This is a genomic window from Curvibacter sp. EU05-FHT14A10, assembly GCF_058791075.1.
This window is the reverse complement of sequence record NZ_JBYTDE010000007.1, coordinates 212,098-226,167: the sequence shown is the minus strand read 5'-3', so window position 1 is coordinate 226,167 and position 14,070 is coordinate 212,098. Positions and strand designations below refer to the sequence as shown.

Annotated in this window: 13 protein-coding genes; 5 read left to right on the top strand and 8 right to left on the bottom strand. The window is 57.1% G+C overall.

Going from position 1 to position 14,070, the window contains the following annotated elements:
• The first annotated feature begins 20 nt into the window (after positions 1-20).
• Complete coding sequence (locus AC3WUT_RS15665) at positions 21-983, top strand: site-specific integrase (protein ID WP_492348003.1); 963 nt, start codon at positions 21-23, stop codon at positions 981-983.
• Between the two features lie 290 nt (positions 984-1,273).
• A complete protein-coding gene (locus AC3WUT_RS15660; RefSeq protein WP_492348002.1) occupies positions 1,274-4,165 on the top strand; it encodes an SEFIR domain-containing protein in 2,892 nt (963 codons plus the stop codon).
• 774 nt (positions 4,166-4,939) lie between these two features.
• Here AC3WUT_RS15660 and AC3WUT_RS15655 read toward each other — a convergent pair.
• The 6 genes from AC3WUT_RS15655 to AC3WUT_RS15630 all read right to left on the bottom strand — a co-directional run bounded on the left by AC3WUT_RS15655 (position 4,940) and on the right by AC3WUT_RS15630 (position 9,152).
• Positions 4,940-5,248 carry a hypothetical protein gene (locus AC3WUT_RS15655; protein ID WP_492348001.1) on the bottom strand — a complete coding sequence of 103 codons (309 nt, stop codon included), beginning with the start codon at positions 5,246-5,248 and terminating at the stop codon, positions 4,940-4,942.
• A 295-nt stretch (positions 5,249-5,543) separates the two neighbouring features.
• Entirely contained in the window at positions 5,544-5,654 is a 111-nt protein-coding gene (locus AC3WUT_RS15650; RefSeq protein ID WP_492348126.1) for an IPTL-CTERM sorting domain-containing protein, read from the bottom strand.
• A gap of 335 nt (positions 5,655-5,989) precedes the next feature.
• Positions 5,990-6,169 (bottom strand): hypothetical protein, encoded by a 180-nt coding sequence (locus AC3WUT_RS15645; RefSeq protein ID WP_492348000.1) that lies wholly within the window; start codon positions 6,167-6,169, stop codon positions 5,990-5,992.
• 675 nt (positions 6,170-6,844) lie between these two features.
• Positions 6,845-7,270, bottom strand: a complete 426-nt coding sequence (locus AC3WUT_RS15640; RefSeq protein WP_492347999.1) for a cupin domain-containing protein — start codon at positions 7,268-7,270, stop codon at positions 6,845-6,847.
• A gap of 81 nt (positions 7,271-7,351) precedes the next feature.
• Positions 7,352-8,158, bottom strand: a complete 807-nt coding sequence (locus tag AC3WUT_RS15635; RefSeq protein ID WP_492348125.1) for an AraC family transcriptional regulator — start codon at positions 8,156-8,158, stop codon at positions 7,352-7,354.
• A 364-nt stretch (positions 8,159-8,522) separates the two neighbouring features.
• Complete coding sequence (locus AC3WUT_RS15630) at positions 8,523-9,152, bottom strand: LysE/ArgO family amino acid transporter (protein WP_492347998.1); 630 nt, start codon at positions 9,150-9,152, stop codon at positions 8,523-8,525.
• 93 nt (positions 9,153-9,245) lie between these two features.
• Between AC3WUT_RS15630 and AC3WUT_RS15625 the strand changes: the two genes are divergently transcribed.
• A complete protein-coding gene (locus AC3WUT_RS15625; RefSeq protein ID WP_492347997.1) occupies positions 9,246-9,716 on the top strand; it encodes an Lrp/AsnC family transcriptional regulator in 471 nt (156 codons plus the stop codon).
• Positions 9,717-9,818: 102 nt separating this feature from the next.
• Here the strand turns inward: AC3WUT_RS15625 and AC3WUT_RS15620 are convergent, their stop codons facing one another.
• Entirely contained in the window at positions 9,819-10,190 is a 372-nt protein-coding gene (locus AC3WUT_RS15620) for a putative quinol monooxygenase (protein WP_492347996.1), read from the bottom strand.
• Between the two features lie 179 nt (positions 10,191-10,369).
• Here AC3WUT_RS15620 and AC3WUT_RS15615 point away from each other — a divergent pair, with 179 nt between their 5' ends.
• The gene (locus AC3WUT_RS15615) at positions 10,370-11,260 is read left to right on the top strand and encodes an AraC family transcriptional regulator (protein ID WP_492347995.1); all 891 of its coding nucleotides are present in this window, start codon (positions 10,370-10,372) and stop codon (positions 11,258-11,260) included.
• Positions 11,261-12,407: 1,147 nt separating this feature from the next.
• Positions 12,408-13,274 carry a hypothetical protein gene (locus tag AC3WUT_RS15610; RefSeq protein ID WP_492347994.1) on the top strand — a complete coding sequence of 289 codons (867 nt, stop codon included), beginning with the start codon at positions 12,408-12,410 and terminating at the stop codon, positions 13,272-13,274.
• A 277-nt stretch (positions 13,275-13,551) separates the two neighbouring features.
• On the opposite strand, the gene AC3WUT_RS15605 is transcribed toward AC3WUT_RS15610, so the two are convergent.
• Complete coding sequence (locus AC3WUT_RS15605) at positions 13,552-14,013, bottom strand: DUF1569 domain-containing protein (protein WP_492347993.1); 462 nt, start codon at positions 14,011-14,013, stop codon at positions 13,552-13,554.
• Positions 14,014-14,070 lie beyond the last annotated feature (57 nt).

Below are 14,070 nucleotides of genomic sequence, written 5' to 3'. Positions count from 1 at the left end.
AGCGCAAAAGCGGACGTGTGGTGACCTACTATTTCTACGATCGACGCTTGCTTGGCGAGCCAGACGTGCCACTGGGCACCAACTATGACGAGGCCATCAAGAAATGGGATGAACTCCACAACCAAGCGCCGCGTCTCGCTGGAACGCTCGAAGAGGCCTTTGCCCGATGGGAGAAAGAGGTGCTACCGACTTACACCAGCAGGGAAACCGTCAAGGGTTACACCAAGAACCTGCGCACCATACGCCCGGTGTTCAAAGATTCCACCTGGGATCAAGTCGATCTGCCAGCGATCAAGTCGTATCTGAAGGCCCGCACGGCCAAGACCCAAGGCAACCGAGAGATGTCGCTGTTATCGATCATCTGGAACTGGGCACGGGGCGAAGGCATTACGCGCGTGCCCTGGCCGGCGGCCGGCATGGAGCGATCGAAGTGGAAAAACAAGGAAACGCCACGCCGAATGGTCGTGTTCGATGAGCTATTCGAAGCCGTCTACAACGAGGGCGATCAGTTGCTGCGCGACTGCATGGACCTCAGCACAGCCACTGGCATGCGCCTAACCGACTGCATTAATGTGCTGATGCCGCGCACAGAATCGCTGCGCCTGGAAGCCAGCAAAACAGGCAAGGAGGCCGACTACGACCTCAACGTCAGCCAAGTTTTGCCTGGGCTGATTGCCCGCCGAAAATCGATCAAGGCCACGCACATGTTCCTACTGTCCACAATGGACGGCAAGCGTGTGACCCATGGCATGCTGCGGTACAGGTATGACCAAGCCCGAAACCAGGCCTACGTCAAAGCGGCCATCGCCAACGATGACGAATTCATGCGCCAGATTCGGCGCATGGTCCTGCGCGACATGCGTAAGCGGGCAGCTCAATTGGCGGGAGGATTGGACGAAGCCAGTGCACTGCTGCAGCATGACGACAAGCGACTGACACAGCGGCACTATGGGGCCGTGGCTAAGCTGAAACCAGCACGATAAAACGGTGCCCACTCATGTACCCATTCCGTTCAAAAAATCCAGGTCGCGTGTTGAAAGGCCGGTGAAGGCCGAATGGCTATATCCGGGAGACTGCAAAGGGTGACAGCAATCTCAACCAGCCATTGGGACTAGCATGGGCTGACCGGTGGAACTACAACCAATGGGCGAGATGTCACTGCATTCCGATGCCTGATGCAGTGATACATTTATCGCTATAAGTAGCCAATTTTCATAGTGATCTCCTCACTGAGCTGTTGCAGAAATGGGGAGATACGCCACAAAGAGAGAACATGAAAAAAATCAAGGTCTTTGTTTCTTATAGCTGGGATGGTGATCTGCATCGTGCATGGGTAAAGAAGCTCGTGGATTCACTAGAAGAGATCGAGGAGATCACAACAGTCTGGGATGGGTACGACCTCGACAGCTTGATCGATAAGAACTTTTTCATGGAGAACGCTGTTCATGACGTCGACTTCGTCGTGGCGATCACGACATCCTCCTACAAAACTAAAGCTGACAAAAGAATAGGTGGTGTTGGCATCGAGACGTTCCTGATGAGCAATCTACATTGGAAGGGCATGCTCAAAGACAAGCGTAGCAATATCATCACTGTGCAACGCGAACCGGACTCCACGCCTCGCTATCTCGAGGGGCATTTCCATATCGACTTCACTCAAGATGTTTTGTTTCCGACCAAACTCGACGAGCTTCTGCGACTCCTGCAAGGACAGGCTGCGTACGAGCGCCCCAAGAAACGTCGGAGCATCACTGGCATCCCGGATGCTTTATACGACTTCACGCGAGTCGAAGAACTAATTCAGGTAACACATCCCAACCGGAGGGCAATCGTAAATTCGGAACAGGGAACTGATTATTCCGGCGTAAACCGCATAAAGTTCGAACTATGGGAAACTAAGTCACCAGCAATAAGCTACTTTCTGGCGTTGCTACCGAGTGGCACCATCAGTCAAATTATACCGAGGGCTGCGGAGGCTTTTCGCAATGCCAAAATCCGACCAAGACATATTACAGTGCTACGTCCACGTGCGCCTGCACCGGGTCAAGAGTTGGTCGCGGGGCTTTTTGAGCAATCAAAGCTTAGAACAGCCGTGGACGAACTGACATACAAAGAATACATCTGGACTTACTGCATCGATGCCTCTCTGAAGGCAATCGATCCTCCCAGTCCGATCGAAAATTACACCAATCAGGTGCTTTCATACCTTGACCCAGAGACCGGAGAACCTCGTCAGGCGGAGTCCGCTGTCGACTATATGGTCGACACACTATTGAAGCCTTCACGGACGTCGGCGCACTTAGTTGTTGCACCTGGCGGCATGGGAAAAACTTCACTTTGCCTCTCTGTGGCAGAGAAACTTCATTTTCGAGATGATCTACGATCATCAGTGATCTTGATCCAAGCCGAGTCGATCAAGAAGTACGTCGCTGAGCACGGTATCGCACATACGCGGATTCATACCATATACGACATCTATGAAATCTACGCCAAATTGCAGGGACACGGCCGTCTGTTCGATCGGTCGACTTTCGACCTAGCTGTGGTATGTGGCAATCTAATTGTAATCATCGATGGCCTAGACGAATTAGCATCACTATTTCAGGAGGGCTTTGACCTCCAGACCTTTCTGGAATCTCTCAAACAATTGCATGACCAGCTTGGCAGCTCAAATGTAATGTTAACCACACGCAACAACCTCATTGCCGACTACTCTGCCCTCGAGGCAGTTGGCATAGAGACATGCGAACTTCTGGGCTTTGATACAGAAAGCTGCAGAAAATATGTTAATCGGCGATTCGCCCCTTATTCCAATTCCTCTGCGTTAGCAGAGAAAGTAATGGGACAAATAGCTGAGCAGGAGATCCGTGACCAAGAGGGACGCATCATTCCATTCCTAGCTGATATTTGTGCCACCGTCGTCATTGATGGATTGAAGAGCGGGGTGAGCAATGTGTTCGATGTATCAGAGGATCCGACGCCCTATCCTTCAAACAACAGACTGACTGACCATATCGTTCATTCCATGTTGCGTCGCGAGAAGACACGTCATGAATTAGAAATGTCGGCAATAGAGGTTGTCGACCTGATCTCAGAACTCGTGGAAGAATATGGTAGGCGCTGGCCCAGAAAGCAGATGCTCGACCGTCTGCATATGCTATATGATGCTAAAGCCGATTCTATTGCATCCAAGCTGGAATTAAATCCATTACTAATAAAAACCGGCGACGACATTGAACTTCGGTATTCATTCTTAAGCTCTTATTTCGAAGTGCTTTTAATGCTGCGTGCTCTCATGCGCAATAGTGCTGAAAAGGGCCCAATACGAGCCTTCGCACGGCTTGGCCAAGATAGCGAAGAATCGCAGGAGCTTAAGCGTTATTTCTCAGAGCACCGGGAAGACGTCGAGAAAGCCTTGACCTCTATGGTCTCGGAACTACGCAAACAAATAGGAAATAACGCGTCTGAAGGTCCAGACCATGAAAATGCTAGGCGAGCAATGGCTGCGCTACTACAGATTTATTTCTCGACCCAGAAGCTCGCAATTGATCAAGCGACCACAAAACTACTTTCATTCTTTGGCCTGGAAGGCTCTTCGAGTACGGTGCGAACACTGAGCGGCCTACACATCAAGGGAGCATTTCCTCCGCTTGATTTCACAAACCTTATCGTCACCCAGTCTAACTTCCTAAGCTACCGCAACCTAATGCATGGCCGCTTTCAAAATACAAGTTTCATGTACTCAACCTTTGAAGACTGCGCTGATCTAGGTTGCACAAGTACTGAACTGAAGTCTTCAATGTTCGATAGACCCACGTGCACCCTCGGAGATCTCGAAGACGCACTGACGTTGTCTCATGCAACAATGGTCGGAGCGATTGAGATGCTCAACGGAGAGGTTAAAAAATTCTTGGGATCGTTCTATTCAGGCAACCGCTTTATCGACAAGAGAATAGACTTCATCAGGTACTCCAATAAAGTTTCAGGCCTCGCAATAGACCGATTTAATAGACTGGTGGCGAAGGGTTACTTCACTCTTATAAAATCAAAAACCATTGGAGATTTTTACGAAATTTCCCCGAGCTTTAAGCCGAGTGTGCGAAGATTCCTTAGCAATGGATATCCGGACACCGAAATCAAACAATTCATCGCGTTTGTGAAGTGAAAGCTCGCAACCCCTTGCGCCAGACGTGGATACGAAATCATCCGACAATAGAGAATAAGCGCTATATCAGTCGGCATTACTCTTAATCACATCGAAGAATGTCTGCAATCGCATTGCAGACTTCGCGAATGCCAACTAGTACACCCAAGTGATAGTCCCTTACGAGTACTACCTTGAACAACTTGTAGAGAAAATTCGGAGCCGAAAAAAGTCTATGGGCCTGGGGATAGTGTCCCTCATCCGCATAGACTTGGATCGAGATTGGCGATGACCTCGACAGCGGCCAAAGCACGTTCCGCTTCTTGCCTTACTCACTCGAAAGCTACAATTGCAAAAGCGGAACATTTTCATAATAAATCGTTGATTCCATTAGATTTCTCTCCAGACTCAAAATCCCCCGCCGCAAGGCGTGCCGGTTCGATTCCGGCCCCGGGCACCACGAACAAGTCCGGAAGAGTCCAAACTCTTCCGGACTTTTTCATTTCTCCTCTGAAAACAGCTCTCGCGCTGTCCGCACTCTTCCAGACAAGTCCGCCTGCATCCGCGAGTTTTGGGGGCACATTTTGGGGCACAAATTCCCAAATTGGGGGCACATTTATATGCCGCCCAGGGCGGCGCCCGGGCTGGGGCCATACTTGGTCAGCCAGGACGTGGGCAAGCCATAGAAGCCCGCTTTCGAGCCATTCCCCAGAGGAAGCCCAGGATTTGCCCAACCTGGCAAAAAAATTTAACGGCTAAAGGGCGATTGGCTTGAAGCCGCCCAGCACATCCGATTCATGGATGTGCCCCCAGCAACACGACGCCCACGGAACAGCCCGCAGCCATCAACGCCCAGATCATCGACGCCATGCGCAGCAATGCTGCCTCCAGCATGCCAGCTTGTCCCAGGCCTTGCACGATGCTGCTCGCCTGGGACTGGGCGACCTTCATGTTGGCCACGAAGGCCTGCAGCGCCTGACGGTTTTGAATAGCAGGGCTCTCAACCACGCCGCGCTGGGCCTCAAGGCTCCACTGACTGTGGGTGCTCAGGAGCAGGGCCTCGCGGCGGGTCTGAATCCCAGGGGTTGGGGCTCGGACATGCACTGATCGTGCTGTCCAAGTCGTCGCATTTCAAGGGGAAAGTGCGACGGAATTTCAGGTAAGAGAAGATGCCGTCATCATTAATGCAGCACTCCCGCATCGCACTTGTGATTTTCCACTCGGATGCCACATCCGACGAGAAATACAAATGATTATCCAGAAGGAGGACAGCCCACAACTTCAGGTGCCCAAGAGCCATTCAAATGCACAAAAATTCTGCCCAACTGGTGCCGATCCTGAATAAGACTCGGCGTAAAAAAAGCGTGCCAAGCACGCTTTTGAACGGGTCCAAACGGGCTCAGGCGTTCCTACGCCGACGCACCGTCCATACCCCACCCATAGCCAAAAGAGACGCCAACGAGACCATTGCATACTCGTTGAGCGTTGGAATGCTTGAGGCATTTGCCACCGCCACGGCGTAGGTCAGAACTACGGAGCCTGCTCCACCGTTGGCGGTAACCAAGCCGCCATTGGTGGCCACGGAATAAGTCGCGCCGGCAGGGCCGATGCTCCCGCCTCCGCCACCGCCAGAATCATTGGGGTTGCCCGCACCACCACCACCGCCACCACCGTACCCGCCACCGCCACCACCGCTGCCACTGTAACTCCCAAGGACCACCGGACCGTCTGCCCCTGCCCCACCCACACCACTACCCGTGCCAGCACCTCCTGGAGTCAAAGTATTTCCGCCGTGACCACCGGTCCCGCCGGCACCACCGTTGCCATTCCCGCCGGCAACACCATTCAATAGCCCAGCGGCGGGGTTTGTCCCAGTCCCAGCCGCACCGCCAACACCGCCAGAGCCTCCCCCACCGCCTGTGGCTGCCGATCCATTCGAGCCAGCAGAGCCATTGCCATTCCCGCCAGCAACTGCACCACCACCGCCGCCGCCTCCAGCAATGATTTGATTGGCCGTTCCGGCATCAATGTTCGTTGAACCGCCGCCACCTCCAGCAGAAGCAGGTGCCGTAGTCACACCACCTGTTCCTCCGCCACCAATGAACAGATTGAGCACCTGACCACCAGTGACTGGCAACGCTACAGTGACAACACCTCCATGCCCCCCCGCGGCGCCATAGCCGCCCCCACCACCGCCCCCAGTTGCGACGACGTTCACGGTGGTCACCCCAGCGGGGACTGTCCACGTTGTGGCACCCACCGTATTGAAAGTCGCTGTTGTCGCATTGGCGAAAAGTGCGCCAGTCGCAATCAGAACGCCAAGAGCGACCTTGCCAAGGTTGCGGTTGAAGGAAGGACGAATCATGGATGTGAACTTGTAAGAACTTGAAACAATCACAGCAGTCTACATAGAAATGGTGGGGGAATTTTTCAAAAGCCACCACCCCAAGGAAACCGATTAAACCAAGATGGACTTTGTTGGGTCGTCAGGAACCCAACACCCGACAGGGTTGCGCTGGATCGCATCTTGAACGGATCTCGGCAGGCGACGCTCCATCGAGCAACGCGCCTCAATTGCGGCTTTGTACATGCCCCTGCTGCGTCATCCCCAACGCCCCGCCCTTGCGTCGGATGTGCTCGGCGTCGCCTTGCCGGCCCAAATGATGCACCTGCCCACTTTTGTTGCTGCGTGCGTGCGCCTTAAATCCACTGATCGTTCACAACGGTGCGCTCACTTGTTTCGCCGTCGCCGGTGTTTGCGACACCGCGAGGCTCGATCAGCAGGAGCTTCACTTCAGCAGGCGCACAAGGCTTGTGTTCAACGCCTCTCGGCACGACGGCCATTTGACCGGCACTCAACACGATGGAGCCGTCACCCAAGGGCCCATCACGAAAGTCGATGCGCAATTCGCCGTCCAGCACGATGAAGGTCTCATCAGTATCAGAATGTTTGTGCCAAACAAATTCACCTTCGAGCTTGACGACCTTGAACTGGTAATCGTTCATTTCTGCGACCACGCGTGGCTGCCAATGCCCGTCGATCAGTGAAATCTTGCCCGCCAGATTGATCGCCTCGCATTGACCGCGTGAGGCAGGTGCGGTTGGGGAATGAGTTGGTGTAGGCATCGTTTTCTCCGTTCCATGTGGATGTGCCGCAGAGAATACTGAAGCGCCGGAGAGCCGTATTGAACGATCGTGGGAGAACCTTCAAGCGATAGGCCGGTTGTTCACGATCTGAATCCAGCGGCCTGGCGTAAGACCGAAGGTCTTCAGGAAATGGCGGGTCATGTGGCTCTGATCGGCGAAGCCCGCATCAGCCGCCGCACTTGCAAGCGATGCACCCGAGAGCAGCTCACGCCGAACTGCATCGAGCCGTCGCATCGTGAGGTAGCGATACGGGCTTGTGCCATAGAAGGTGCGGAAATCATGCGAGAGGCTCCAGCGATCACGGCCCGTCGCCATTTCCACTTCTTCCAGCGTGACCGTGCGCGTGAAGTTCGCGTGCAGAAGGTCGCGAGCACGGCGAGCCGCCAAATAATCCCCTTGGCCCCGGGCCAGTCGCATGCCAGAGGCCGCGGCGAGCGCATGCGCAAGAGCGGCAAGCGCATCACTCTGTTCCAGCGGTTCATAAATATGGCATACGCGTTGCAGCAAAGATTCGGCTGCGGCCGCAATATGTAGATCATTGGTCACGCCGCCTTCGATGAACGGAAGCGCCCGGCCACCCAGCACATCCTGGAAAAGTGCTGGCTCCACGTAAATCATGCGATACCGAAAGCCCTCGTCCGTACCCGCCTGGCCATCGTGTGCTTCGTCGGGGTGTAGCACGATGGTGTTGCCCGGAAGGCTGTCACGCCTGTTGCGTCGATAGTGAAAGCTCTGCACCCCATCGAGCGTGCGGCCAATCGCATAGGTATCGTGGCGATGCATGGCGTAAGCCTTGCCGTGAAACCAAGCCTCGATGCGTTCGAGGCCCTCTGACGGCTGTGCGCGCATCACCCAGTCCGAGCGCATGGATGCAGGTGTTTGGGACAAGTGAGTCGCAAAAGAGGGAATGGAATGCGCGCAAACATGAAGTGCGCGGTTCGATTTTAGAGCGGGCGAATGCTGAGACGACATTCGCATCACTGAAACCCAATTTGGCAAAGTATCGACAACGGCGTTGAACGGCGGCATTCTGACAGCACCGTTCATAGCGCGGTGAGGGCCATTATCGAAAGTCTAGCCCACGGCCCCTGCCATCCCTCAGCGAGGGTCCGGTAGGCCATGTACAGCCCTCTGCTCGCGGTGCCGGCCCAGCGGTGACCACAGTGCCGAACTGGTTGTCCTGGAGAGCCGAGATACGCAGGCACAACGGCCAATCACACAATGAGCCGCCTCAAATGAGTTGGCTCAATTGCCATAGCCCCATCGCAGCGAGCGCCGCTGCAGAGCACAGGTTGACCGCCCGCTGCCATCGGGCGTCAAAGCGGTCACGCAGCCAAGCCACGCCTGTTGCCAAGATCAGCCACCACAACGCTGAGCCGACCAACACCCCCAGCACCATCACCCAAGGCGATGGAACGGGGGCACCCCCCGCCAATGCACCAAACACGGCCATGAACGAGAGGATGGTGGTCGGATTGGACAGCGTCAAAAAGAACGTCCCTGACACGTAGCGCAGCAAGCTGCCCTTGGGCAGGGCCGCATGGCGGCCCCGGGCAGGCGGCTGCTTGGCGATTCGCCATGCAAGCCACAGCAGAAAGCCCCCGCCGAACAAACCCAGCCACAGCTTCAAGCCAAGCAGCCAAGCCATCAGGCCCGTCACGCCAAATGCACCAATCGCACCGTACATGGCATCTGCAAAGGCCGCGCCAAGGCCCGTGGCCAAACCGGATGCGCGACCATGATCCAAGGTGCGTTGGATCGCAAGAATGCCGATTTGCCCCACGGGCGCGGCGATGGAAAGGCCAATCAGCATCGACTGGGCAAACAGGCCCATCAATGGAAAAGTGTGATGTGTGTCCATGCCTAGGATTTTCTGAAGAGACACGGCAGCCGCCCAGAACAGAATTCAGGCAAAAATGGATTTCATCGTCGATTTTTCAGGTGAATACGAGATATGACTGAATCCGTTGTTGAACTGGATGCGAAGGCCTGGGCCCTTCTGATGGCCTTGCAAGCTGAGGGTCGGGCGCCGCTCAAGACCCTGGCCTCCGCTGCGGGGCTTTCGGTTCCTGCCACGGTTGAACGCTTGAAGCGGCTGCAGGATGCAGGGGTTGTGCGCTCGGTGACCGCAGAGCTGGACCCGGCGCTGGCCGGCTACCCGGTGAGCGCCATCATTGGCATCACGGTGGCGCAGCCCGGAAAGAAGGCATTCCTTGACAAGCTGCGTCGTGCCCCCGAGGTGTTGGAATGCAAGCATGTGGCCGGCGCAGACTCGTACCTGTTCACGGTGGTGGCCCGCAGCCTGCAAGATCTGGAGCAGTTTCTATCGTCCATCAACGGGTACGGCGAGACCCGAACCTCCATTGTGTTTTCCACCCCCATTCCACGCCGTGGGCTGGTGGCCCCTGGCGCGTCACGCGAATGAACCCAAACCGGAACCGGCGCCACAGGCGGCACGCAGATCCGGCTCGTTGTACCGTTTCGGCAATAGCGCGTCGCAGGCGGCCCTGCCGTTCTGCCGAACAGATCAAATTTCGTTTCGATGAGAAAAGTGGTCTTTGCTCATGAGCACATCCACACGGTGCACCTGGGCTGCGCCGGCCAGGATCGCGTTCATGCGGGCGAGGTCTCGGAAGATGTCGCCCCCACCCCCGTCGACATGGGCCTGGCGCCCCGCCAAATCGGGAAAGGCCTCGAAGATGGCGAAACGGGTCTGCGAGAACCTCACGGCGAACCACGGCCCTGTCGCCGGCTCTGATTCAACGCATGCCCGAATGTCTCGCAGCATCTGCACAACCGCCTCCTCCTTTCCGGGACGGGCCTCGATTTGGATGAAGAAGGCCTTGCGACCCTCCGATCCTTGTTCGCCCAAGACCTGAACCCCCTGGTGCGGGGCCATGGACGAATGTGAAGAAGGCTGAATCGCCGGGACTGGGGTCGTGGTCATGAGGGCATCTCCTGAATGGGGTTCACCACTGTGGCTTGAAGCCCAAGCCTGCACGTGCAGGAACGTCGACAATCCTTGCCTGAATGTCCAGACTGGCTGGGTTGCGCGCCACGCCCCAGCCAAAATGCGCCATGGACAAAGACCTGATACGGGCGCTCCGGCGCCACACCGACGAGCAGCGCGAGGCCACCACGACCACGGTGACACCCGTGCGCGGCCTGTATTTGGTACGAAGCACAGCGCCCAGCGAACTGGAGCACACCGTGGCTCAACCCTTGGTTTGCTGGGTGCTACAGGGCTGCAAGCGAATCAGCCTGGGAAACGGCGAATCGTCCTATGCGGCCGGCGAGACCCTGATCGTCACAGGCAATGTCCCAACGGTCAGCCGAATCAGCGAGGCCAGCGTGGCCACCCCCTACCTGGCCTTGGCGTTGGACCTGGACCTTGCCGTGATCACCGACCTGGTCACCCACTCACCTGAAGTGCATGCACGCCCTTGCGGGCAGGACACCCGTGACGAGCTGCACGACGCGCTTCGCCGATTGGTGCTGCTACTCAATCGCCCAGAGTCGCTGGCCGTGCTCAAAGATGGCCTCATCCGAGAAATTCACCACTGGCTGCTGTTGGGCCGACAAGGGCCCTCCATTCGCCAACTGGGCTCGCCAGACAGTCACGCACGGCGTGTTGCCCGAGCGGTGGCGATCTTGCGCGTCAACTATGCCAAGACGGTATCAGTCGAACAATTGGCGGCGGCCGCCGGCATGAGCCGCTCTGCCTTTCACCAACACTTCCGCGCCATCACCTCACTGACACCCCTGCAGTTTCAGAAGCAGCTGCGGCTGATCGAAGCACGCCGCCTGATCCTCTCCACCGGCAAGATCCTCAGCCAGATTGCCTTTGACGTCGGCTACGAGAGCACCTCGCAATTCAGCCGGGAATATGCCCGCATGTACGGCCGGCCGCCAAACAGGGACAAGCAGAGTGCGGCCGCCCGATCAGAATCCATCAAAGCCGCCCCATAGCCTGCGGACGCACCGCTGCATCCAAACGACATCTACCGGAGCCGGGGCGTGGTGCCGCTGAACGTGCATGGCACCCCATCAATCAAGCCCTGTTTGAATGAAGGCCCGCACAGCCAAGCCCCAGGGCAACCGGGAGATGTCACTGCGGTCCATCATCTGGAACTGGGCCCAAGGTGAAGGTCTCACGCGCCTGCCCTGCCCTGGCCTGCGGCCGGCATGGAGCGATCCAAGTGAAAAAACAAGGAAACGCCCCGCCGCATGGGCGTATTCGATGAGCTGTTCGAAGCGGTCTACAACGAGGGCGACCAATTGCTACGCGACTGCATGGACCTGAGCACGGCCACCGGCATGCGCCCAATCAGGTCAGCCCCAACTGCGCGAGCTGTACTTTTTCTGTCACATTAAAAAAGGGGGTGATTGGAATGGCGCCCCAAAGCAACACTGCGGCGAAAGCCGCAGATTCCTCCGCAGGACCACTGTGGCTGGTCGCTCGTGCCTCAAGTTTTGGTGGCTCGATGGAAGGGCCGCGAGGCCCACCGGCTTCCGCAGGGTTGCCTGGTACGCCAACCTCATCAAGCGACCACCCCGATGGGCGTCGAAGGCGGTGGTTTTAGCAAAACGCAACCTTGGGAGGCCTTTCATGGCTAGCTCGGCTTGTGCGCCCACGCACGCCTCAGCCCCTGGCATCGACTCCGACGACCAGTCACCCCCCTAATTTCGCAGCCCTGCCCTATCGGCAGACAGGTCCGAGAAGCTTCATCCTGGGCAGTCGAGGTTTGAGACGAGATGGCCAAGCTGAAGCAGTTTTGGCGGCCAATGTGGGCCGGGAGAAGCTGTTGAGCCCGACCAAGGCCGGTGCCTGCAACGACGTGGCACCGCAGCGCCAAGACCTGCGCCCTGTCACACCTGATCAATGAGGCCCTGGCCCTGCCGCTGGTGGACACGGAAACCAGGGCCACGCCCAGTTGACCAACTCACGCAGCACGGCCGACGAGCCAGGCCCATGCCGATCTGCTGCAGCGTAGCAAGGACCTGCATGCAATTGAAAAACTCCCAACACCCGCTTGCGTCAACTCCGAGATACCCTGCATACGATATGCTCCCGCGAGACACACCAGCCCATTCGCCACAGCCTGACAACCTCTCCATGAAGACCCCACTCGGTATTTCAATCATTGATCTTTTTCGCAGTCGTGCCTTTCGATGTTTGTGGGCCTTCATGATGGTCTTCGCTTTGCAAAACCGGGCTGTTGCCGCCTCCACCACCTTGGTTGCAGAAGACACCTTCTCGTACGTCAACGGCACATCTCTGGTAGGAAACAATGGCGGCTCCGGATGGAGTGGTGCCTGGGTCTCCGACAGTCCTTCGTTCACTGATTTTTTTGTAGATGGCAGCAGCTTGTCCGTTCCCGGTGTGACCAGCACTGGTGGCAAGATGATTTTCGTCTCGAACACACTGCTCAACGATGCAGCACGCACTCTGCCGCTGCAAAACTCAGGCGTGGTGTTCATCAGGTTTCTGTCTCAATTTGACACTCAGTCGGGCGGAGGCACACCAACGATTCGCTTGGTAGCCAGCGGAAGTTTGAGTGGCGGGGTTGGCAACAATGGGGGCTGCGGAAGCGCGGTCTACGCGATTTTGGATACGTCGCTGCAACCCATCACTGCTTCGTGCAGCTCCGTCAGTCTGGCGACTCTCAGCGCCGTGATCTTAAGAATTGACTACACGGCCAACACGACTCGACTATGGGTGTTGCCCAGTATGGCGGGGTTCGATTACACCAATCCTCCAGCCCCTTCGGCCGAGTATGCTGGCTTGGCGCCAGCCTTCGATCGCATCTCGATCTATTCACGAGCGACTGCGAGCATCGACGAACTGCAAGTTCTTCGGCTGGTGCCCGATCAGGCGCAACCGCAACCGGTACCGTCCATGTCTTGGTTGGCATTGGTGGCACTGACTGTGGCCATGGGCCTGGCATGGCTAAGAGCCGGCCTCAGAGAGCGTCGGGCTTGATTACGGGGTGCCATCACCCCAAGGGTTTCCAGGGCGCCACATCCCGCTCTGGGTAGTCCCGGGGCGGGGGCAGCGCTGCTTGGCGCTGGGCCTGTCGTTTGATCTGGCGCCGGGAGGGCGGCGCTTCGTCGCGAGCTTGCCGTGTTTGCATGCCCCCAGCCTAACTTCTGGCTGGGCGCCGGTCCAGGTCCTGGCTTGAGGCGTGGCGCAGACGCATCACTGCGGCTGCCGACATGCACTTGTCAGGGTTCTGACGTCATGATCGACGGTTCTGGACTCAGGCCACCACGATCGCATCTTGGTGGTTGGCAATGTGAAAGGTGTGGGCCAGGGCGTAGTCGGTGCGGCTCAGGGCGCCGTAGGCAAAGTGGGGTTGCAGCGGCCCGGTATGGGACTGAAAGCGGGCGATCGCGGCGCGCAGGCGCAGGGCGCCGGGTTTCCAGGCCTCTTGCTGGGTGAGTGCGGGCGCGCCGGGGATGGGCTCGGTCAGGCCATGGCTCATGTGGCCGCGCCACTTGAAGAACGAAAAGGCCAAGGTGCCCGCGGTCTGCTGAAACAGCGCACTCTTGGGCTCAGGAAAGCCGTCCAGGCTGAACTCGATGCTTTGGGCCAGGTGCTCGAAGACGGCCAGCATCTTCCAGTCGGTGCTGCTGCTCACGCTGCGGGCCTGGTCCAGTTGGTCCAGCCAGCGCAGGGCGTCGCTGAGTGATTGGATCTTGTCGAGGGGCGTGTTTGCCATGGCCATTCCTGATAGGGCGCCCACCTGAAGGGCCAAGAAGTGTCTGCGTTGCATGGC